This is a genomic window from Lentzea xinjiangensis (genome assembly GCF_900110955.1).
GTDB classification, from domain to species: Bacteria; Actinomycetota; Actinomycetes; order Mycobacteriales; family Pseudonocardiaceae; genus Lentzea; species Lentzea xinjiangensis.
This window is the reverse complement of the sequence record NZ_FOFR01000002.1, coordinates 516095-536708: the sequence shown is the minus strand read 5'-3', so window position 1 is coordinate 536708 and position 20614 is coordinate 516095. Positions and strand designations below refer to the sequence as shown.

Here is a 20614-nt window from a genome sequence, read left to right as displayed (position 1 = left end):
CCTCACTTGAAGTTCAGGGGTGAGAACAAATGGCTGGGAGACCTGGCGCTAGAGGCCGTGGACTCGGTAGGAACTTCAACTACCAGGAGTGGGCCGCTGGTGGGTTCCAGTTCGACGAGCCTGACGCGATACCCCAAGAACCAGAGGAAGCCGAGGACGCACCCCACGATGAGCGGGTTACAGGGCAAGGGCTAGGCGATATGTCTCAGCGTGAGGTGGATGACTCGTCGTCGTACCCGTACGACGACGTGCCGAACCGGTTCGACATAGACGGGTACGGCACCGGGCTGTTCGGTGGGCCCGGTGCGGACCTCTTCGGCCAGCACGAGATGCCGGACGCGGTGCCGGAACAACTGCCGTACACCACCGGGCCGCAGCCGGTGTACAGCACCGGTGCACAGCCTGCTGTGCGTCCGGAGGAGAATTCGTCTGCGGACTCGGGTTCACTGGTGCGGCCTTACACGCGCACCGGTGGACGCACACGGCCCGATTACGACCTTGCGATCGAGGCGCTGATCTCGACCAGCGAACGCGGCCTCGAACGGGATGCCGCGGTTCTTCCCGAGCACAGGTCGATCTGCCAGCTGTGTGTGGACACGCGGTCGGTGGCCGAGGTCGCGGCACTCCTACGCTTGCCTCTTGGCGTCGTTCGGGTGTTGATCGGCGACATGGCAAGCATGGGATTGGTTTTGATTCACCAGGGCGGTCTGGTCGTGGGGGACCGGCCTTCCATGGAATTCCTGGAGAGGGTGCTCAGTGGGCTTCGCAGGCTCTAGTCCCCAGGGCGCCGAGGGCGCACGGAAGCCGACGACGTCTGCCAAGATCGTGGTGGCGGGTGGCTTCGGTGTGGGCAAGACGACGTTCGTCGGCTCGGTGTCCGAGATCGTCCCGTTGACCACCGAGGCGGTGATGACCGAGGCCAGTGCGGGGGTGGACGACCTCTCCGCCACGCCGAACAAGGTCACCACGACGGTCGCGATGGACTTCGGCCGGGTGTCGCTCGACAGCGACCTGATCCTGTACCTCTTCGGTACACCGGGTCAGCACCGCTTCTGGTTCATGTGGGACGACCTCGTGCGTGGTGCCATCGGCGCCATCGTGCTGGTCGACACCCGCAGGCTCGCGGACGCGTTCGCCTCGATCGACTTCTTCGACGACCGGCAGCTGCCGTACGTCGTCGGCGTCAACTGCTTCGACGGCCTCCTGCACCACAGGCTGGAGGACGTGCGCGAGGCGTTGACGATCGACGAGTCGGTGCCGATCGTGACGTGTGACGCGCGGAACCGGCAGTCGACGAAGCAGACGCTCATCACGCTGGTCGAGCACGCCATGCGCCAGTGGATGTCCGTCCGCGCGGGCTGATCCGCTTTCGCCGGTACGACCGCACTGCGTTCGACGAGGCGGGTGCCACCTCCGGGTGCGGCGCTCGCCTCGTCGTCGTGTGCCGGGCCCGGTGATCCGCGGTGAGGGCCGGTCGACCGGCCCTCAGGCCTCGTCCACCAGCGCGGCGGACGTGACGCGGTGCAGGGGGAACCTCAGCACCTCTCCGTAGCTGTGGTCGTAGCCCTCCAGCACGCCGCCGCCCACCAGGTGCGGCTCGATCACGCGCTGCGCGGCCGTGCCGTGGGAGTCGACGAACCCGACCAGCACCCTGCGGCGGGCCCGCGCGGCCTGTTGCAGCAACGACAACGTGGCCGACGGCCCGGAGCCGAGGTGGCCGGGAACGGCGACGCGTTCACCCCGCGGTGTCGCGGCGGCCCGGTCGCCCGCCCGCACCAGCCTGACGAACTCGCCCAGCCGCTCGTCGGCCGGCACGGCCGGTGCCGGGGACCTGCGCGCCGACCGTTGCCTCGGCGTGGTCCGGCGGCCGCCCGGACGCAGGTCGAGGACCTGGCCGTCGGCACCCTCCGCCGCGGGGGCGAACCCGGCCGAGCGCAACCCGTCGAGCACCTCCGCCAGCGGCAGCGGGCTCACCAGCACCGTCGGCGCGATCCGGCGCAGCTCCAGCCGGGCGGCCTCCGGGTGCGCGAGGACCTCGCTGATCAGCACCGAGTCGTCGCACCGCAGGAACGAGCCGGCGACGCCGCCGCGCAGCCTCCCGTGCCGGCGCGCCGCGTCGTCGATCAGGTACGTCAGCGACTGCGGGACGGGCGTGCGCGAGCGGAGCTTGAAGAGCTCGTGCAGCTCGTCGGCGGTGCGCCCGGCGTCGAGGGCGCGGCGGACCGTCGGCTCGCTGATCCGGTAGACCGTCGCGCTGCCCGCCGACTCGACGTCCGCGACGAGCGCCATCTCGTCCGCGAGCTCCGGTTCGAGCCTGCCCGGCGCGACGACGGTGAGGTCGGCCTGCACCAGCACGTGGTCGAGCGGCGCCGGCAGCGCGTCCCCGAGTGCCTTCGCGGCGTGGCCGGGACCCTCGTCGAGCAGCACGCGGCCGGCGCTGGTGATCGCGCCGAGGGCGAGCACGCCGACGGCGGTGCCCTCCTCGACCGTCCAGCGCACCAGCTCGTCGCGCTGTCTCCCGCCCCGGCGCGGCGCCCGCCAGGCCAGCAGCGCGGCCAGGTCGGCGGGGTTCGCGACGGCGGTGCCCTTCGGGAACGCGGCGAGCGTCTCGAGGACCCACCGGCGGTCGCGGGGCGCCTGCGCGCGGCGGATCTCGTCGGCGAGCGCGGTGAGGAGCTTGTCCTTCTCGTCGCGGCGGCCGACCAGCGCGGGCAGCCGCGGCAGCTCCAGCCAGGCGTGCGCGAGCGTGGACCAGCGGACCTCGGTGGTCGCGGCGAGCCACACGTCGGCCTTGGTCGTCGGCACCCACTCCGGCTCGGCGGCCTCGGTGTTCGCGACCAGGTCGGCGCCGACCACCAGCTCGACGAGCAGGGCGGCCCTGCGTTCGTCGACGTCGAGGTCCTTCGCGGCCTTGCGCAGCTCCCGCACGCCCAGGCCGCCCGTGCGCAGCACCGGCGGCGGCTCGGCGGACCAGCTCGCGAGCAGGTTCTCGACGTGCCGGACCAGTTCCAGCGCCTCGCCGCCGCCGGTGGCGTCGACGCTCGTCTGCTGGAGGGTGCTCGTCTTCAGCTTCGGTTCGGTGACCTGGACCGGGCCCAGCGGGCGTTCGCCGCGCAACTGGAGCGCGATCTCCCGCGGCAGTTCGACGGTGCCGGGGTCGCGCCGCAGCAGCAGGCCCCTGGCCAGCAGCCGTTGCACGGGCGTCTCCGCCTTGTCGAGCGGCACGACCCGTGAGGCGTCCCTGGTGTCGCCGATCGGCGGCCCTGCGGCGAGCTTGCGGAGAACGCGCTGCTCGTCCTCGGTGATGCCGCCGAGGTCGTAGGCCTGCCCGGTCGCCCGGCCCAGGCCGCCGGGGTACGTGCCGAACGCCTCCCGCGTGACCGGGGGGATCGACAGCTCGTCGTCGCCCCACACGAGCGCGAGGGACCGGAGCCTGGCGACGGCCTGCTTGAGCGGCCTGGGCTTGACGTCGGGCCCGAGCAGGCCCGCGAGTGTGGCCAACGCCACGGGCTCGGTGTCCGCACCCTGGACGACCAGGGCCTCGAGCACGGCGAGCGTGAACGTGTCGAGGTCCTCGCAGGCGCGCGCGATCGACGCCCTGGTGCCGACCCGTGTCGCGAGCACGGACATATCGGCTGGTGGGGGCGTTGCCAGGTCGGGACGAGCGCGCAGCAGAGCCACGAGCGCGCTGTCGTCCTGGGCGCGCAACCAGTCGGCGAGAGTGATGCCGGACATTCTCACCACGGTATATGGGCCGGTGGAGAACTCGTCGTGCTCTGTCACACTTGTCGCGTCATCAGGCACCACCGAGGAGGAGATCGTGGCGAAAGGACGCCCTGGACGGGTCGACCCGCACTGGCCGGAAGGCCCGGAGGGCGGTCACCCCGTCACCGAGCTGACCAGTGACCTGCAGGGTGCGCTCTCGCCGTTCGGCACGGTGACGTTCCCGCTGCCGGTGGACGAGCTCCCGTACACCCACCCGGTGACCGAGATCAACAAGTCCTGAGTGGATTGTCAGACCGGCCTTAAGACTGGTCGAGTCGCGTGCGTTCCGCATTGGGGCCGGGGATAGGCTCACTTCCCGCGTGAGCAGCAATTCGTGGGAGGAAGAACGATGCCGGTCCCCGGCCCTGGTTACTCGATCACCGTTCGTCTGGAGGCGCCGCCGTCAGCGAGCGCCGCGGGTGACCTCACCTCGGCCGTCGGCCGCGCGGGCGGTGTGATCACGGCGTTCGACGTCGTGGAGTCGCACAACGACCGCGTCGTCATCGACCTCACCTGCAACGCCCTGTCGGCGAACCACGCCAAGGACATCACCGACACGCTGGAGACGCTGCCGGGCATCGTCGTCCGCAAGGTTTCGGACCGCACGTTCCTCGTGCACCTCGGCGGCAAGATCGAGATCTCGTCCAAGGTGCCGCTGCGCAACCGCGACGACCTCTCCCGCGCGTACACGCCGGGTGTCGCCCGCGTGTGCGAAGCCATCGCCAAGAACCCGGACGACGCGCGCCGCCTGACCATCAAGCGCAACACCGTCGCCGTCGTCACGGACGGGTCCGCGGTGCTGGGCCTGGGCAACCTCGGCCCCGCCGCCGCGCTGCCGGTGATGGAGGGCAAGGCGGCGCTGTTCAAGAAGTTCGCCGGCGTGGACGCCTGGCCGGTCTGCCTGGACACCCAGGACACCGAGGAGATCATCCGCGCGGTCGAGCTCATCGCTCCCGTCTACGGCGGCATCAACCTCGAGGACATCTCCGCGCCGCGCTGCTTCGAGATCGAGGCCCGCCTGCGCGAGAAGCTCGACATCCCGGTCTTCCACGACGACCAGCACGGCACGGCGATCGTCGTCGTCGCCGCCCTGCGCAACGCCCTGCGCGTGGTCGGCAAGGACATCAAGGACTGCCGCGTCACGGTCTGCGGCGTCGGCGCCGCGGGTTCCGCGATCATCCGGCTGCTCCAGGCGCAGGAGCCCGGCGACATCATCGCCGTGGACGTCGACGGCATCGTCCACCGCGACCGCCCCGGCCTGGACTCGAACCTGAAGTCGATCGCCGCCTCGACCAACAAGGACAACCAGTCCGGCCGCCTGCACGACGCCCTGGTCGGCTCGGACGTGTTCATCGGCGTCTCGGCCCCGAACCTCTTCGGCGCCGAGCAGGTCGCGACGATGGCCGAGGACGCCATCGTGTTCGCGCTGGCGAACCCGGACCCGGAGATCGACCCGATGGAGGCCCAGCAGCACGCCGCCGTCGTGGCGACCGGCCGCTCGGACTTCCCGAACCAGATCAACAACGTGCTGGCGTTCCCCGGCGTGTTCCGCGGCCTGCTGGACGCGCACGCCAGGACGATCACCGACGCGATGCTGCTGGCCGCCGCCGCGGCCATCGCCGACGTGGTCGACGGCGACCGCCTCAACGCGTCGTTCATCGTCCCGTCGGTCTTCGACAACACCGTGGCGCCCGCCGTCGCGGAGGCGGTGCGCAAGGCCGCGACCTCGTAGGAGGCCGGAGCCGGGCATACGATCGAGGCATGACCAAGCAGTTCACCCACCTGGACTCCCAAGGCGCGGCCCGCATGGTCGACGTCTCCGGCAAGGAGCAGACCACCCGGACGGCCGTGGCCACCGGCGTCCTGCACACGACCGCCGAGGTGGTGGCGCTGCTCGGCAGCGACGGCCTGCCCAAGGGCGACGCGCTGGCCACCGCCCGCATCGCGGGCATCATGGCGGCCAAGCGCACCTCGGAGCTCGTGCCGCTGTGCCACCCGATCGCGCTGTCGTCGGTGGTCGTGGACCTGGCCCTGGCCGACTCGGCCGTGCAGATCACGGCCACGGTGCGCACCACCGACCGCACCGGCGTGGAGATGGAGGCGCTGACCGCCGTCTCCGTCGCCGGGCTCACCCTGCACGACATGGTGAAGGCGGTCGACCCGGCCGCCTCGCTCGACGCGGTCAGGGTCGAGCGCAAGGAGGGCGGCAAGTCCGGTCTGTGGGTGCGCCCGTGAAGGCGGTGGTGATCACGGCCTCCAACCGCGCCGCGGCCGGGGTCTACGAGGACCGCAGCGGACCGCTGATCGTCGCCTGGCTGACCGACCGGGGCTTCTCGGTCTCCTCCCCGGTCGTCGTGCCGGACGGCGAACCGGTCCGCGAGGCGCTGGCCGCCGCGGTCGCCTCCGGTGCGGACCTCGTGCTGACCACCGGCGGCACCGGCATCAACCCGACCGACAAGACCCCCGAGGCCACCCGCGCGGTGCTGGACTACGAGGTGCCGGGCCTGGCCGACGTCATCCGCACGTCCGGCTGGCCGAGGGTGCCCGGCTCCGTGCTCTCGCGCGGCGTGGCGGGAGTCGCCGGCCGGACGCTGATCGTCAACCTGCCCGGGTCCACCGGAGGGGTGCGCGACGGCCTCGACGTGCTGTCCACCGTGGTGGAGCATGCGCTGGACCAACTGCGTGGAGGTGACCACTGATGGGCGTCGTGCTGCGGGCCGTCGTGACCGAGGAACCCCTGTCGGTCGAGGAACACGCCGAGCTCGTCGGCTCCGACCGGGCCGGCGCGGTGGTGACGTTCTCCGGCGTGGTCCGCGACCACGACGGCGGCCGCCCGGTGCTGGAGCTCGAGTACCACTCGCACCCGTCAGCCGATGACGTCGTCACCGAGGTCGTGGCCTCGCTCGCCGACCGGTACCCCGGGGTGCACGGCATCGCCGTGTCGCACCGGGTCGGGCCGTTGAAGATCGGTGACGTGGCGCTGGCCTGCGCGGTGGCCGCCGAGCACCGGGGGGAGGCGTTCTCGTTGTGCGCCGACCTCGTGGACGAGGTCAAGGCCCGGTTGCCGGTGTGGAAGCGGCAGGTGTTCTCGGACGGGTCGGACGAGTGGGTCAACTGTCCTTGAGCGGTGCGGCTGGTGGCTCGGTTGGCTGGTGCGCTCCGGCTGGTGCGCTCCGGCTGGTGCGCGTCGGCTGGGGCCGGTTGGTGGTGCGGGTCGGCTTGCTTCGGTCGGGTGCGGTTCCAGCGGGCCCCCGGCCAGTGTCCGCTCGGTCTTCCGGCCCGCGTTCGCTCGGCCTCCCGGCCTCCACCCGCTCGGCCTCTCGGCCCGCACCCGCCCGGCCTCCGGCCCGCGTTCGCCCGGCCTCCCGGCCACTCACACACCGGCCATTCCCGGCATCCGCTTCCGGCTCGCGCGTGCAAGCGACCCGACCGGCGCCCGGCCGGCCCCGGCCCGTGCCCGGAAACGCAGGCAGGGACCTCACCGTCGGGGGGAGCGGTGAGGTCCCTGGAGCTGCGTCAGTCCACGACTGCGGGACTGCGGTTCGTGCGGCCTGTCCTGGTCAGATCAGGATCTTGTGGCCCGGGAAGATCAGGTCGGGGTTCGTGACGAAGTCCTTGTTCTTCTCCACGATGGCCTGCCAGCCGCCGGCGACCTTGTTCGCGTCGGCGATCTTGGACAGGGTGTCGCCCGCCTTGATCTCGTAGTTGCCGTTCGGGTTCGACTTCGAGGTCGCCAGCGTCACCACCGGGGCCTGCTGCACCGGCGCGGCGGCCTGGCGCTGCTGCTGCGGCTTCGGCTGCGCCTTGCGCTGCTGGGCCGGAGCCTGCTGGGCCGGGGCGGTCTTGCGGGCCTGGCCCTGGTAGGCGCCGATCCGCTTGCTGCACGACGGCCAGGCCTGCGCGCCCTGGGAGGCGAGCACGCGCTCGGCCACCGCGATCTGCTGCTCACGGGAGGCGCTGGCGGGGTTGCCCGCACCGCCGTGGCCCTTCCACGTCTGCATCGAGAACTGGAGACCGCCGTAGTAGCCGTTGCCGGTGTTGGCGGCCCAGTTGCCACTGGCCTCGCACTGCGCGAGTGCGTCCCAGTCCATTCCAGGGGCGGCGTTGGCGGTGCCAACGGCCAGGCCCAGAGGGGCACCGGCGATGATGCCGGCGACCGCGACCTTGGCGATAGTGCGAGCGGCGGAACCCTGCTTGCCCTGCTTGCCTCGGTTGAAAGCCATGTGCCTCTCGTCCCACCACACCTGCGGTCAGGAACTCGGGTTCGGGGCCCGGTGCGTTCCTGCGTCCCAGTCCGGCGGTTTCTCTCGCTCGGGGTTTGTGCCGGAGAACCCTCGGACTGGGTTCGGTGTCGGTCCTCCGGTGGTGCTCGTGGCTGGTCGGGGCCAGCCGAGGAGCGACCGTACGTAACCGGCGGCGCGCTCTCCAAATGTTTCGACACGTGACGGGTATCACAGTAACGGTTTGGAACGTTGTAGGATTGCTACAAAAGTGCAGCTCAAAGGCTACGTTATCGGTCTGTTTCCATTCTGAGATCGACCGAGACAAATCACGGAAAGTGAGGCGTGGCTCACGGTCGTTGGGCCATTCGCGAGCCCACCGGACACGCCTGAGGGACGAAGATCTGGAGCATGAGAATCGACGCGCTCCGGCGGGCGCTCGCCTCCCGGCCGGGCTTGGCCGTGCCCTTCGACGCACTGGTCGACGCCGTCTGGGGCGAGCGGCTGCCCGCGAACCCGCGGCAGGCGTTGCGCAACCTCGTGCAGCGGCTGCGCGCCACCGAGCAGGTCGTCACCGAGCCCGGTGGCTACCGGCTGGTGCTGCGCGGGCCGGGGCCCCGGCAGCTGCCCGCCGACCTGCCGGACTTCGTCGGGCGCGCGGACGAGATCGCCGCGGCGCTGGGCAGCACGGCGCCGGTGCTCGCGATCACCGGGCCGCCGGGGGTCGGCAAGACCTCGCTCGCCGTCCACGTCGCGCACCGGCTGAGCGAGCGGTTCCCGGACGGCCAGTTGCACGTGAACCTCCGCGCGTTCGCCGAGGGCGCCACGGTGACGCCGCAGCAGGCGCTGCACCGGTTCCTGCGCGCGCTCGGCGCCGAGGACATCCCGGTCGAGCTGAGCGCGCAGGTGGAGCTCTTCGGGCGGATGACGGCGGGTCGCGCGGTGCTCGTGGTCATCGACAACGCCACGCCGGACCTGATCGGCCCGCTGCTGCCCGCGGGCCCGAACAGCCGGGTGATCGTCACCAGCCGCGCGGACTTCGCCGGGTACGAGCAGGTCAAGGTGGCCGTGTTCACCGAGGACGAGGCGCAGGAGCTCCTCACCAGGATGCGGATCTCCGGTTCGCCGGACGACCGCGCGGAGCTCGTCCGGCTCTGCGCGCACCTGCCGCTCGCGTTGCGCATCGCCGCCGCGAACGTGTCGGCCGGCCACCTCGTCGACTACCTGGCGGACCTGCGCGGTGACGACCGGCTGGGCGCGCTGGAGATCGAGGGCGACGCGGCCGTCGACGCCGCGTTCGAGCACTCCTACGAAGCCCAGCCCGCCCGCGCGCGCCGGTTGTTCCGGTTGCTCGGGCTCATCCCGGGGCAGGACTTCGGTGCCGAGGCCGCGACGGCGTTGCTCGGGAGCCCGGCCGACGAACCGCTCCGGCAGCTCGTCGCCGCGAACCTGGTGCAGCGCAACGGGGACAGGTACGGCCTGCACGACCTGATCCGCATGTACGCGCTGCGCCTGACGACGGGCGAACCGCGCACGAGGCTGCTCGACTACTACCTCCTCAACGCCGAGGCGGCGGCCAGGACGATCAACCCGGACTTCGCCCGCATGCCGCTGCCGCCGCTGCCGGACGACCTCCCGCGGCACGAGTTCGCGACCAAGGAGGCCGCGATCGCGTGGTTCGACGCGGAGCGCGGCAACATCGTCGCCGCCATCCCGCACGCCGGCGCCGCGCCGGTGGCGTGGCTGCTCGCGGACATGCTGCGCGGCTACTTCTACTTCCACTCCTACCGCGTCGACTGGTTCGTGGCGGCGCGGGCGGGTCTCGCGGCCGCGGAACAAGCCGGTGACGTGCTGGCGCAGGCCGTCATGCACGGCAGCGTCGGCCTCGCCCACTTCGCGGCGAGCCAGCTCGCGGACGCGGTCGTGGAGTTCGGCCGGGCGCGGGCGCTGCTGAAGCAGCACCCCGACGACCGGATGCTGGTGTCGTTGCTGATCAACAGCGGCCTCGCCTACCGGGAGCTCGGCCGGCTGCGCGAGGGCGTCCAGGTCCTCACCGAGGCCGGGGAGAGGCAGCCGGACAACATCGCCGCGGCGTTCAACCTGGGCGGCATCTACCTGGAGCTGGGTCCGCTGTCCGCGTCGCTCGCCAACGTCAGGCGCGCGCTCGACCTCACCGGGAGTCCCGAGATGGCCCACGCCCGGCTGTTCGCGCTGGACGCCTTGGTCGAGGTGTTCGAGACGATGGGGGACTTCGACCAAGCCGCGCGGACCGTCGAGGAGGCCGCGGCGCTGCGGGCGCAGCTCCCGCCCGAACTGTCGCACCGGACGAGCTTCTACTCGGCGACCGCGCTCACGGCGTTGAGCCGCGGCCGGTACCAGGAGGCCCTGGACGCCTTCCTGAAGACGCTGGAGGTCGCGCAGGAGGAAGGCAGGCAGCGGGAGGAGGCCGACCTCCACGACAGCATCGGGGACGCGCACCGCGGGCTCGGCGACGTCAGCCGGGCGCTCGCCTCCCACGGCGAAGGGCTCGCGATCGCCGTCAAGAACGGCTACCTGCGCGGCGAGGTCGACAACCTCGCCGGACTCGCCGCCGACCACCACGCGGCAGGAGAGCTCACCGAGGCGTTGAAGCTCGCGCGGCTGGCGAGAGAACGCGCGGAGAGCGGCGAGCTGCGGGTGCGCCTCGTCCGCGTGCTCGTCATCACGGCGGGCATCCAGCGCTCGCTCGGCGACCACGCCGCCGCGGACGCCACGGCTCGGGAGGCGCGGGCGCTCGCCGAGGAGACGGAGTGCCGCCTGTGGGACCGGGAGCTGCGCGAGGTGCTGGCTCAGCCGCCCGCGAACGGCGGCAGCACGTCGAGCTGAGAACCCGCCGGCACGGGCGTCGCCGGGTCGCGCACCGCGACGCCGTCCAGCAGGAAGCTCGACGCGGCGAGGACCTTGCCGAGCCGGGAGCCGTGGCGTTCGCCGATGGTGCTCACCACGAGCGCCACGGTGGGCTCCGCGGCGTCGAGCACCAGGTCCTCGCCGGCCACCCCGGCCGCGGCGCGCGCGCCCGCGAAGTAGCGGATCTTCACGGCGGTCCCGGAAGAGGTCACGGTCATCCTCCGATAGCGCTCATGGGACGGTCGGGCTGGCTGAAGCCCGCGTCGTTGATGCCGTGACCGGCGGCCTTGGCCCACATCGTGGCGCGCCAGGCGTCGGCGATGGCGGCGTCGGGGGAGCCGTCGCGCAGCAGCGCGCGGAGGTCGGTCTCGCCCTTGCTGAACAGGCAGTTGCGGATCTGGCCGTCCGAGGTGAGCCGGGTGCGGTCGCAGGCGGCGCAGAACGGCCTGGTCACCGACGCGATCACGCCGACGACCGCGGGGCCGCCGTCGACCAGCCAGCGCTCGGCGGGCGCGCCACCGCGCGGGACCTCCGACGGGGTCAGCGTGTACGCGGACGAGAGCATCGTGAGGATCTCATCGGCCGTGACCATGTTCGCGCGCGTCCAGCCGTGCTGCGCATCGAGCGGCATCTGCTCGATGAACCGCAACTGGTAGCCGTTCTCGACGCAGAACCGCAGCAGCGGGACGGCCTCGTCCTCGTTCACCCCGCGCATCAGCACGGAGTTGACCTTCACCGGCTCCAGCCCGGCCTCGCGGGCCGCGTCGAGGCCGTCGAGCACGTCCGTGATGCGGTCGCGCCTGGTCAGCGTGGCGAACTTCTCGGGGTCGAGGGTGTCGAGCGAGATGTTGATCCGGTTCAGGCCGGCGTCCTTCAGCGACTGCGCCCGGCGGGCGAGCCCGATGCCGTTCGAGGTCATCGACATGCGCGGGCGCGGCTCCAGCTCGGCCGTCGCGGCGATGACCCGCTCCAGGCCCCGCCGCAGCAACGGCTCACCGCCGGTGAAGCGGATGTCCGTGACGCCGAGGTCGACCACGGCGATCCGGATGAGCCGGATCAGCTCGGCGTCGGTGAGCAGCTCGTCCTTCTGCAGCCAGTCGAGGCCCTCGGCGGGCATGCAGTAGGTGCAGCGCAGGTTGCAGCGGTCGGTCAGCGAGACCCGCAGGTCCTTCGCGACCCGGCCGAACCTGTCGGCGAGCAGCGGCGTGTCCGGACGTGCGGACACGTCGGGGGTGCCGCGCACGATGGGTAGTCCCAACTCCACTGCTGTCACCTTGTTCAGCTTAATGAACAATTCCTTGTAGGTGACTCCACAACCGAGGTTTCTCACTTTCTGTCCCTTGGTGCATCCCTCCAAGGAATTGTCTTAGTGGCTAAGATGTTCGACATGGAACCTGATGCCCTGGAGAGGTTCACCTGGTACATGCGGGAGCAGAGCGCGCTCACCGTCATGTTCCACGCGCGGGTCGCCGAGCAGATGGGCCTGTCCGCGACCGACGAGAAGTGCCTCGACCTCGCCATGCGGGCGGACGGACCGCTGACCGCCGGCCGCATCGCCGAGCTCTCCGGCCTCTCCACCGGCGCCGTCACGGGTGTCATCGACCGCCTCGAACGGGCCGGTTTCGTCCGCCGCGTCCGCGACCCGCACGACCGCCGCAAGGTCCTGGTCGAGGTCACGCCCGGTGACCTGGAGAAGTTCGGGGCCCCGTTCGAGAAGGCCCGCGACAGCATGGTCGAGGTGCTCGAGCAGTTCGACGCCGATGAACTTCGGGTGATCGAGCGTTACCTGAGGCTCCAGACCGAGACGTTCCGCAGGCGCGTGATCGATACTTAGGCCATGTGGCACTACTTGATGGACATGGACGGGGTCCTCGTGCACGAGGAGCACCTGATCCCCGGCGCCGATGAGTTCGTCGCGGAGCTGCGCGCTTCCGACACACCGTTCCTCGTGCTCACCAACAACTCCATCTACACGCCACGGGACCTGCGCGCGCGTCTGCTGCGCACCGGCCTGGACATCCCGGAGTCGTCGATCTGGACGTCCGCGCTGGCCACGGCCAAGTTCCTCGACTCGCAGCGCCCGAACGGCTCCGCGTTCGTCATCGGCGAGGCGGGCCTCACCACCGCGCTGCACGAGATCGGCTACGTGCTGACCGACCGCGACCCGGACTACGTGGTGCTCGGCGAGACCCGGACCTACAGCTTCACCGCCATCACCAAGGCCATCCGCCTGGTCGAGGAGGGCGCGAAGTTCATCGCGACCAACCCGGACGCGACCGGTCCGTCGCGGGAGGGCTCGCTGCCCGCGACCGGCGCCGTGGCGGCGTTGATCGAGCGCGCGACCGGCCGTGCGCCGTACTACGTGGGCAAGCCGAACCCGTTGATGATGCGGTCGGCGCTGCGCGCGCTGGGCTCGCACTCGGAGAACGCGCTGATGATCGGCGACCGGATGGACACCGACGTGCGCTCGGGCCTGGAGGCGGGGCTGTCGACCATCCTCGTGCTGTCCGGCATCTTCACCTCCGAGCACGCCGAGATGTACCCGTACCGCCCGACGCGCGTGCTCAAGTCGATCGCGGAGCTCGTCGGTCACTCCGCGGACCCGTTCGGCGACTGGACTGACCACTGACGCGCGAGGGTTCATCACCTATCGTCGCGGAGGTGGACACGGATCGACGCCCGATGTACGTCGTAGGCGACGTGCACGGGCACCTCGCCGAGCTGATCAGAGCGCTGCACGCCGCACAGTTGTGCGACGAGGAGGGGCACTGGACCGGCGGTGAGGCCGAGCTGTGGTTCCTCGGCGACTTCGTGGACCGCGGACCCGACGGCGTGGGCGTGATCGACCTGGTCATGCGCCTCGGCGAGGAGGCGGCGCGGGCGGGTGGCTCGGTCAACTCGCTGATCGGCAACCACGAGGTCCTGCTGCTCGGCATGTACCGGTTCGGCGACGAGCAGGTGCCCGACAGCATGGGGCCGCGGTCGTTCGCGCGGAGCTGGCTGCTCAACGGCGGGCTGCGCAGCGACCAGGACCGGCTGACCGAGGCCCACGTCGAGTGGCTGACGACGCGGCCGGTGCTGAAGCTGCGCGACGACCACCTGCTGATGCACTCCGACACGGTGGCCTACCTCGAATGGGGGTCCTCGATCGAGGAGGTCAACGAGGCGGTCCGGCAGGTCCTCAAGAGCGACGACCTCGTCGAGTGGTGGGAGTGCTGGCGCAAGATGACGACCAGGTACGCCTTCCGCGGTCCCCAGGGGCCGGAAATCGCGGACGAGCTGCTCGCGACCCTCGGCGGCACCACGATCGTGCACGGCCACAGCGTCATCGCCGACCAGCTCGGGGTGCCGCCGGACCAGATCGACGGACCACTCGTCTACGCCGGCGACAAGGTGCTGGCGATCGACGCGGGGCTCTACAGCGGCGGTCCGTGCCTGGTCGTGCCCTTGCCATACGCCGGAGCCTGACTACGGTCGGGCAGATGACCGCCAGGCATCCCTCGGCCAGCTACTCCTCGGGCACGTCCGCCGCCCCGCTGCTGGGTGACACGATCCACGCGAACTTCGCCGCGACCGTGGCGCGCTTCGGCGACCGCGAGGCACTTGTCGACAAGGCCACAGGCCGGCGGTGGACCTACGCGGAGCTCAGCGACGAGGTGGACCGGGCCGCCGCCGGGCTGGTGGCGCTCGGCGTGCGCAAGGGCGACCGCGTCGGGATCTGGGCGCCGAACTGCGCCGAGTGGGTCTTCGTGCAGTACGCGACGGCCCGCGTCGGCGCGATCCTGGTCAACGTCAACCCGGCGTACCGGGTGCACGAGCTCGAGTACGTGCTGAACCAGGCGGGCATCCACACGCTGGTCTCCGCGCGGTCGTTCAAGACCTCGGACTACGCGGCGATGATCGACGAGGTCCGCCCGCGGTGCCCCTCGCTGCGGCACGTGGTCTTCGTCGACGACCCGCGGTGGGCCGCCGCCGAGATCCCCGACGTCGAGCTGGACCGCGACGACCCGATCAACATCCAGTACACGTCCGGCACCACGGGCTTCCCCAAGGGCGCGACGCTGTCGCACCACAACATCCTCAACAACGGCTACTTCGTCGGCGAGCTGATCAACTACACCGAGCACGACCGCATCTGCGTGGTGCCGCCGTTCTACCACTGCTTCGGCATGGTGATGGGCAACCTCGCCGCCACCAGCCACGGCGCGTGCGTCGTCATCCCCGCGCCGGCGTTCGACCCGGCGAAAACCCTTGCGGCGGTGCAGGAAGAGAAGTGCACGTCGCTCTACGGCGTGCCGACGATGTTCATCGCCATGCTCGACCTGGCCGACGACTACGACCTGTCGTCGTTGCGCACCGGCATCATGGCGGGCTCGCCGTGCCCGGTCGAGGTGATGAAGCAGGTCGTCGAGCGCATGGGCATGACCGAGGTCTCCATCTGCTACGGCATGACGGAGACCTCGCCGGTGTCCACGCAGACGCGCGTCGACGACTCGCTCGACCGTCGCGTGGGGACGGTCGGGAGGGTCGGACCCCACCTGGAGGTCAAGGTGGTCGACCCGGAGACGGGCCGCACCGTGCCGCGCGGGGTGCCGGGGGAGCTGTGCACGCGCGGCTACTCGGTGATGCTCGGCTACTGGGACGAACCGGAGAAGACGGCGGAGGCGGTCGACCGGGCGGGCTGGATGCACACCGGCGACCTCGCCGTGATGGACGACGCCGGGTACGTCAACATCACCGGCCGAATCAAGGACATGGTCATCCGCGGCGGTGAGAACGTCTACCCGCGAGAGATCGAGGAGTTCCTCTACACGCACCCGGACGTGCTCGACGCCCAGGTGATCGGCGTGCCGGACGCGAAGTACGGCGAGGAGCTGATGGCCTGGGTCCGGATGCGCGAGGGCGCCGCGCCGCTGACCTCGCAGGCCGTCCGCGAGTTCTGCGCGGGCAGGCTCGCCCACTACAAGATCCCCCGCTACGTGCACGTGGTGGAGGAGTTCCCGATGACGGTGACGGGCAAGATCCGCAAGGTGGAGATGCGGGCCAGGGCCGTGGAGCTGCTGGGCCTCGACGACGGCGTCCGCCACGCCTGAGCCGTCACGGGACCTCGACGATCTCCTTGCCCAGCGGCACCAGCGAGACCTTGACCAGCTTGAAGTTGGCGACACCGAGCGGGATGCCGATGATCGTCACGCACAGCGCGATGCCCGTGACGACGTGGCCGATCGCGAGCCAGAACCCGGCGACGACGATCCAGATGACGTTGCCCAGCAGGGACCCGGTGCCCGCGCCCGGCTTGTCCACGACCTCGCGGCCGAAGGGCCAGAGCGCGTAGTTCGCGATGCGGAACGACGCGATCCCCCACGGGATCGTGATGATCAGGATGCAGCAGATGAGGCCGGCCACGGCGTAGCCGACGGCCATCCAGAACCCGGCGAGCACCAGCCAGATCACGTTCAGGAGGAGTCGCATGCCTTCAATCTAAGCTCAAGCCATGAAGTGGGGTGTGATCGCAACAGGCGGAATCGCGCAGACCGTCACCGCCGACATGCTGAAGGTCCCGGACGTCGAGGTGCTCGCGGTGTCCTCGCGTGACGTCACGAGGGCGCAAGCGTTTGCCGACCGGTTCGGCATCAAGCGCGCGTACGGCGACTACCGCGAGCTGCTGCGCGACGAGGACGTCGAGATCGTCTACGTCGCCACGCCGCACGCCCAGCACCACGAGGTCACCCTCGCGGCGCTCGACGCCGGCAAGCACGTGCTGTGCGAGAAGCCCATCGGCCTCTCGGTCGCCCAGGCCGAGGAGATGGTCGAGCGGGCCCGCGCGCGGAAGCGCTTCCTGATGGAGGCCATGTGGACGCGGTTCAACCCGCTGGTCCGCAAGGTCCACGAGGCCGTCCGCGCCGGTGAGATCGGCGAGGTGCGGACGATCCGCGCGCACTTCGGCTTCCGCCACCCCTTCGACGCGGGCGACCGCCTGTGGGCGAGGGAGTCCGGTGGCGGCTCGGTCCTCGACCTCGGCGTCTACCCGATCGCGCTGGCCCACCAGCTCCTCGGCCCGCCGACGCACATCGCCGCGCACGGCGGCCTCGCTCCGTCCGAAGTGGACACCGACGCCGGGATCCTGCTCGGTTACGCCAACGGCGCGCACGCCCTGCTGAGCAGCTCGCTCGTCGCGAACACCGGCTGCGCGGCGGAGATCGTCGGCACCGAGGGCTCCATCGAGATCCCCGACCCGATGTACAACCCGACCAGGGTCCTCATCAACGGCGTCGAGCACACGACCGAGGACATGGGCTACCGGCACCAGATCCACGAGGTCGAGATCTGGGTCGGCCAGGGCGGCGTCGAGCACTCCGACATGCCGTGGCAGGCGACGCTGGAGATCATGGCCACCGTGCAGGAGGTGCTGAGCCAGCTCGGTGTCGACTACGGAGCCGCCGGGTAGGCGGTCCGGCCGCGGCGGTGGCCGTGCACAGGCTCGGGCACGTCCGCGCCACCGGCCACTGGTCGTACGTCACGGAGGCGCGGACCTGGTTCGCCGCCGAGTGGTGTTCTCCGGCAGCCGCAACGACTTCCGGCAGATCCCAGCAGAAGATCGTGCGGTAGCCGGGGTTGCCGTCGACGCAGGGGTGCAGGTCTTCCCTGAGCCCCACCGCGTCGAGCCGGCACTTCAGTCCACCACGTCCTGGCTGAAGCCGATGTCCGCCGGGTTCCAGAACCGGGCGTTGCCCTTGGTGCACAGGCGCAACGGGTGGAATCCCGGCCGCTGCTCCACGTCACGCCTCCATCGTGGCTCTGGCGACCCGGACGACGGCGTCCATCGCGCTGTCGAGGTCGCCGCTCGGCATCAGCAGGTGGCTCAGCGCGAGCCGCACGGTCGTCTCCGCCGTCAGCCGCACGTGCCTGCCGGGGAAGTGCTCGCTGAGGTGCCGCTCGACGACCTCGGTCGCCTGGAACAGCACGGGATGGCCGCGGATCGTGAGGAACGGCAACAGGTCCTCGGCGTCCTGCCCGGTCAGCACGGCGGAGACCAGCCGGTCCTTCTCGGTCTGCTCGAAGGTGAAGCGGAACGCCGCCCGCATCGCCTCCCAGGGGTCCGGGTCCTGCCGGAGCCGGGTCGTGATCCCGGTGAGGTACTCCTCGGTCCGCCACGCGGCGACGGCCTGGACGAGCTTCTCCTTGTTGCCGAACTCGTTGTAGACGGTCTGCCTGCTCACCCCGGCGCGGCCGGCGACCTCGATCATGCGCAACCCGTGGAACCCGTGGGCGGCGAGGAGGTCCGCGGCCGCGTCGAGTAAGAGTTCGGTGACGTCGCTCACGCTGCCAGCTTTACACAATTACAGCCTTTGTAAAGACGTAGAGTCGGGTTCCGTGCCGTTCACCGTGGGTTTCGACCTGGACATGACCCTCATCGACCCGCGACCGGGCATGGCGGCGGTGCTGAACGAGGTGGGCGCCCGCACCGGGCACGCCCTCGACGGCGAGCACTTCGCGGCGAACCTCGGCCCGCCGCTCGACATGGTCTACCGCGAGATGGGCGTGCCGGAGGACGAGATCCCGGACCTGGTCTCGCTCTTCCGCGCCCTGTACCCCGGCGTCGTGATCCCGGCGACGGTCGCGCTGCCAGGCGCCGCCGCGGCGCTGCAGTGCGTGCGCTCGCTGGGCGGGTCGACCATGGTCGTCACCGGCAAGTACCGCAAGAACGCGGCGCTGCACCTGGAAGCTCTCGGCTGGGAGGTCGACCACCTCTACGGCGAGCTGTGGGCGACGGGCAAGGCCGAGTCGCTCAAGCTGCACGGTGCCGCGATCTACGTGGGCGACCACGTCGGTGACATGCGAGGTGCCGAGGCCGCCGGAGCCCTCGGCGTCGGCGTGGTCACCGGGCCGTGCTCGCGCGCGGAGCTGACCGGGGCGGGCGCCGCGGTCGTGCTGGAGGACCTGCGCGAGTTCCCGGACTGGCTCAGGACCTCCTCCGGCGTGCTCTCCTGACCACCGCGATGATCCCAAGCGCCAGGCCCACCGCCGGCAGGTAGGTGGCGGCGACGTTGAGCCACAGCGGCAGGTCGCCGTGGCCCGTGGCGAAGAGCACGAAGACCGCGATGATCGCCAGCACGCCTGCGGCGAACAGGCCCACGGCCAGCGGCAACAGCTTCGGAGCGGTCATGACCGGGATGCTAGTCGCGCTAACGGAGGTGCCCTCCGCCTGGTCTTCTGGCTACTCTGGTGGGACGCGTCCTGGGTACGCCCCCGGGCGCGTTCGTTGTGCTACGAGCTTGGGAATGGTGAGCGCGGTGCCGACCGGCAAGGTCAAGTGGTACGACACGGAGAAGGGCTTCGGGTTCGTCACCCAGGACGGTGGCGAGGACGTCTACGTCCGCAAATCCGCACTGCCCCCCGGTGTCACCGGGTTGAAGGCCGGTCAGCGCATCGAGTTCGGCATGGCGGAGGGCCGCCGCGGCCCGCAGGCGCTGTCGGTGCGCCTGGTAGACCCGCAGCCGTCCGTCGTCGAGGCGCGCCGCCGTCCCGCGGAGGAGCTGCACGGCCTGATCGAGGACATGATCAAGCTGCTGGAGAACAAGGTCCAGCCCGACCTGCGCCGCGGCCGGTACCCGTCCGACAAGAAGAACATGAAGCTGATCGCCGAGGTCGTCCGGGCGGTGGCGCGGGACCTCGATCCGTAACAGGATCGGCGGCATGTCTGACGCGGACCGGATCGTCGAGTTCGTCTACGAGGTCGGCCAGCTCAAGCGCCTGCCGCGGGCCGGGTGGCTCTTCGCCGGGGTGCCGCACCCCGAGTCGGTGGCCGCCCACTCGTTCCGGGTGGGCGTGCTGGCGCACGCGATCGCCGTGCAGGAGGGCGCGAACCCGGACCGGGCGGCGACGCTGGGCCTGTTCCACGACGTGCCGGAGGCGCGGACCGGCGACCTCCCGTACGTCGGCAAGCTCTACGTCGGCCTCAAGGTACCGCCGCAGCAGGTGGCCGCCGACCAGGTCCGCCACCTGCCCGCACCGCTCGCCGCCCACGTCGAGCAGCTGATCGCCGAGCACGAGGCGGCCAAGGACGGCGACCACACGCCGGAGGCGCGCTGCTCACGTGACGCGGACAAGCTGGAACTGCTGTTGCAGGCCAGGGAGTACCAGGCCGCCGGCGTCACGAAGATGGAGCGCTTCATCCAGACCAACCGGGACGCGGTGGTCACCGACACCGGCAGGGCGCTGCTCGACAGCGCTCTGCGGATCGCGCCCAGCCAGTGGTGGGAGGCGTTCGGCGAGCGCTGATCAGCGGGTGACGTCGACGACCCACGAGCCGCGCATCAGCGGCTGACCGGTCTCCAGCACCGCGCCGGCCGCCTCGTGCACCTCGATGCGCAGCAACTGGTCGGAGTCGTCCGGCACGGCCAGCGTGTAGGTGTAGTTCTCACCCTTGCCGAGCAACGGCGAGGTGCAGCCCTCCTGGACGCGGGCGGCGTTCTCGTACACGCACACGACCTCCCAGAGGCCGTCGGCGAGCTGCCCGTCCACGGAGATCTGCACGACCTCGCCCGGCGGCACCCTGAGCGTGCCCGGCGGGTTCTTCTCCGCGCAGTTGGAGCCCTCGAGGTCGCAGTAGATCGTCGGCTCGATGCGGATGGTCTTGCCGTTCGCGTAGAACGTGACCTCCGGGTCGTGCCGCGGCAGGGCGCCGCACCCGGTCAGCACGAGAACGCTGGCGGCCAGGACGAGAGCAAGTCGACGCACGT

General features: G+C 70.8%; 24 protein-coding genes. 16 read left to right on the top strand and 8 right to left on the bottom strand.

All coding sequences use genetic code 11. The features are described 5' to 3' along the window. Positions 1 to 29: 29 nt before the first annotated feature. Both BMW88_RS07985 and BMW88_RS07980 read left to right on the top strand, forming a co-directional pair. On the top strand, positions 30 to 776 hold the full coding sequence (locus tag BMW88_RS07985) for a DUF742 domain-containing protein (RefSeq protein ID WP_089949935.1): 747 nt from the start codon (positions 30 to 32) through the stop codon (positions 774 to 776). Further along, positions 757 to 1362: a GTP-binding protein gene (locus tag BMW88_RS07980; RefSeq protein WP_030470877.1), complete on the top strand. Its 606-nt coding sequence runs from the start codon at positions 757 to 759 to the stop codon at positions 1360 to 1362. Before BMW88_RS07985 ends, BMW88_RS07980 begins: the two co-directional genes overlap by 20 nt. 123 nt (positions 1363 to 1485) lie before the next feature. Here BMW88_RS07980 and BMW88_RS07975 read toward each other — a convergent pair whose 3' ends face one another. Next, the gene (locus BMW88_RS07975) at positions 1486 to 3735 is read right to left on the bottom strand and encodes a helicase-associated domain-containing protein (protein ID WP_089949934.1); all 2250 of its coding nucleotides are present in this window, start codon (positions 3733 to 3735) and stop codon (positions 1486 to 1488) included. A gap of 85 nt (positions 3736 to 3820) precedes the next feature. Between BMW88_RS07975 and BMW88_RS07970 the strand changes: the two genes are divergently transcribed. The 5 genes from BMW88_RS07970 (at position 3821) to BMW88_RS44285 (ending at position 6889) form a co-directional block, all read left to right on the top strand. Beyond that, complete coding sequence (locus BMW88_RS07970) at positions 3821 to 4006, top strand: hypothetical protein (RefSeq protein ID WP_089949933.1); 186 nt, start codon at positions 3821 to 3823, stop codon at positions 4004 to 4006. Positions 4007 to 4114: 108 nt separating this feature from the next. Then, entirely contained in the window at positions 4115 to 5497 is a 1383-nt protein-coding gene (locus BMW88_RS07965; protein ID WP_089949932.1) for an NAD-dependent malic enzyme, read from the top strand. Between the two features lie 29 nt (positions 5498 to 5526). Then, on the top strand, positions 5527 to 6000 hold the full coding sequence (moaC, locus tag BMW88_RS07960) for a cyclic pyranopterin monophosphate synthase MoaC (protein ID WP_089949931.1): 474 nt from the start codon (positions 5527 to 5529) through the stop codon (positions 5998 to 6000). Then, positions 5997 to 6464, top strand: a complete 468-nt coding sequence (locus BMW88_RS44290) for a MogA/MoaB family molybdenum cofactor biosynthesis protein (RefSeq protein ID WP_245777628.1) — start codon at positions 5997 to 5999, stop codon at positions 6462 to 6464. The genes moaC and BMW88_RS44290 overlap by 4 nt, the downstream gene beginning before the upstream one ends. Continuing rightward, a complete protein-coding gene (locus tag BMW88_RS44285) occupies positions 6464 to 6889 on the top strand; it encodes a molybdenum cofactor biosynthesis protein MoaE (RefSeq protein ID WP_089949929.1) in 426 nt (141 codons plus the stop codon). The genes BMW88_RS44290 and BMW88_RS44285 overlap by 1 nt, the downstream gene beginning before the upstream one ends. 436 nt (positions 6890 to 7325) lie before the next feature. Here the strand turns inward: BMW88_RS44285 and BMW88_RS07945 are convergent, their stop codons facing one another. Continuing rightward, complete coding sequence (locus BMW88_RS07945; RefSeq protein WP_089949928.1) at positions 7326 to 7988, bottom strand: transglycosylase family protein; 663 nt, start codon at positions 7986 to 7988, stop codon at positions 7326 to 7328. 408 nt (positions 7989 to 8396) lie between these two features. On the opposite strand from BMW88_RS07945, the gene BMW88_RS07940 reads away from it, so the two are divergent. Continuing rightward, positions 8397 to 10850 carry an ATP-binding protein gene (locus BMW88_RS07940; protein WP_089949927.1) on the top strand — a complete coding sequence of 818 codons (2454 nt, stop codon included), beginning with the start codon at positions 8397 to 8399 and terminating at the stop codon, positions 10848 to 10850. Here the strand turns inward: BMW88_RS07940 and BMW88_RS07935 are convergent. Next, the gene (locus tag BMW88_RS07935; RefSeq protein ID WP_089949926.1) at positions 10814 to 11089 is read right to left on the bottom strand and encodes a MoaD/ThiS family protein; all 276 of its coding nucleotides are present in this window, start codon (positions 11087 to 11089) and stop codon (positions 10814 to 10816) included. The genes BMW88_RS07940 and BMW88_RS07935 overlap by 37 nt on opposite strands. Continuing rightward, positions 11086 to 12144, bottom strand: a complete 1059-nt coding sequence (gene moaA, locus BMW88_RS07930) for a GTP 3',8-cyclase MoaA (protein WP_177220992.1) — start codon at positions 12142 to 12144, stop codon at positions 11086 to 11088. Before moaA ends, BMW88_RS07935 begins: the two co-directional genes overlap by 4 nt. A 114-nt stretch (positions 12145 to 12258) precedes the next feature. On the opposite strand from moaA, the gene BMW88_RS07925 reads away from it, so the two are divergent. Genes BMW88_RS07925 through BMW88_RS07910 form a run of 4 tightly spaced genes read left to right on the top strand, consistent with a single transcriptional unit; the run spans position 12259 to position 15964 of the window. Then, positions 12259 to 12705 carry a MarR family winged helix-turn-helix transcriptional regulator gene (locus BMW88_RS07925; RefSeq protein ID WP_089950260.1) on the top strand — a complete coding sequence of 149 codons (447 nt, stop codon included), beginning with the start codon at positions 12259 to 12261 and terminating at the stop codon, positions 12703 to 12705. Between the two features lie 3 nt (positions 12706 to 12708). Beyond that, positions 12709 to 13500: an HAD-IIA family hydrolase gene (locus tag BMW88_RS07920; RefSeq protein WP_245777627.1), complete on the top strand. Its 792-nt coding sequence runs from the start codon at positions 12709 to 12711 to the stop codon at positions 13498 to 13500. 53 nt (positions 13501 to 13553) lie between these two features. After that, a complete protein-coding gene (locus BMW88_RS07915) occupies positions 13554 to 14339 on the top strand; it encodes a metallophosphoesterase (protein WP_089949925.1) in 786 nt (261 codons plus the stop codon). Positions 14340 to 14353: 14 nt separating this feature from the next. Next, entirely contained in the window at positions 14354 to 15964 is a 1611-nt protein-coding gene (locus BMW88_RS07910; RefSeq protein WP_089949924.1) for an AMP-binding protein, read from the top strand. Between the two features lie 4 nt (positions 15965 to 15968). Here BMW88_RS07910 and BMW88_RS07905 read toward each other — a convergent pair whose 3' ends face one another. Beyond that, positions 15969 to 16343 (bottom strand): YccF domain-containing protein, encoded by a 375-nt coding sequence (locus BMW88_RS07905; protein WP_089949923.1) that lies wholly within the window; start codon positions 16341 to 16343, stop codon positions 15969 to 15971. A gap of 22 nt (positions 16344 to 16365) precedes the next feature. Here BMW88_RS07905 and BMW88_RS07900 point away from each other — a divergent pair, with 22 nt between their 5' ends. After that, on the top strand, positions 16366 to 17319 hold the full coding sequence (locus tag BMW88_RS07900) for a Gfo/Idh/MocA family protein (RefSeq protein WP_089949922.1): 954 nt from the start codon (positions 16366 to 16368) through the stop codon (positions 17317 to 17319). A gap of 331 nt (positions 17320 to 17650) precedes the next feature. Here the strand turns inward: BMW88_RS07900 and BMW88_RS07895 are convergent, their stop codons facing one another. Next, positions 17651 to 18193 carry a TetR/AcrR family transcriptional regulator gene (locus BMW88_RS07895; RefSeq protein WP_177220990.1) on the bottom strand — a complete coding sequence of 181 codons (543 nt, stop codon included), beginning with the start codon at positions 18191 to 18193 and terminating at the stop codon, positions 17651 to 17653. A 52-nt stretch (positions 18194 to 18245) separates the two neighbouring features. On the opposite strand from BMW88_RS07895, the gene BMW88_RS07890 reads away from it, so the two are divergent. Next, positions 18246 to 18863 (top strand): HAD family hydrolase, encoded by a 618-nt coding sequence (locus BMW88_RS07890; protein WP_089949920.1) that lies wholly within the window; start codon positions 18246 to 18248, stop codon positions 18861 to 18863. Here the strand turns inward: BMW88_RS07890 and BMW88_RS07885 are convergent. Next, entirely contained in the window at positions 18835 to 19038 is a 204-nt protein-coding gene (locus tag BMW88_RS07885) for a hypothetical protein (RefSeq protein WP_089949919.1), read from the bottom strand. The genes BMW88_RS07890 and BMW88_RS07885 overlap by 29 nt on opposite strands. Before the next feature lie 127 nt (positions 19039 to 19165). Here BMW88_RS07885 and BMW88_RS07880 point away from each other — a divergent pair, with 127 nt between their 5' ends. Together BMW88_RS07880 and BMW88_RS07875 are read left to right on the top strand one after the other, a co-directional pair. Then, positions 19166 to 19555, top strand: coding sequence for a cold-shock protein (locus tag BMW88_RS07880; protein WP_089950258.1), 390 nt, complete (start codon positions 19166 to 19168; stop codon positions 19553 to 19555). A 13-nt stretch (positions 19556 to 19568) separates the two neighbouring features. Continuing rightward, entirely contained in the window at positions 19569 to 20153 is a 585-nt protein-coding gene (locus tag BMW88_RS07875; RefSeq protein WP_089949918.1) for an HD domain-containing protein, read from the top strand. Here the strand turns inward: BMW88_RS07875 and BMW88_RS07870 are convergent, their stop codons facing one another. After that, positions 20154 to 20612, bottom strand: coding sequence for a DUF2771 family protein (locus BMW88_RS07870; RefSeq protein WP_089949917.1), 459 nt, complete (start codon positions 20610 to 20612; stop codon positions 20154 to 20156). It lies immediately after the preceding gene. Between the last annotated feature and the right edge of the window lie 2 nt (positions 20613 to 20614).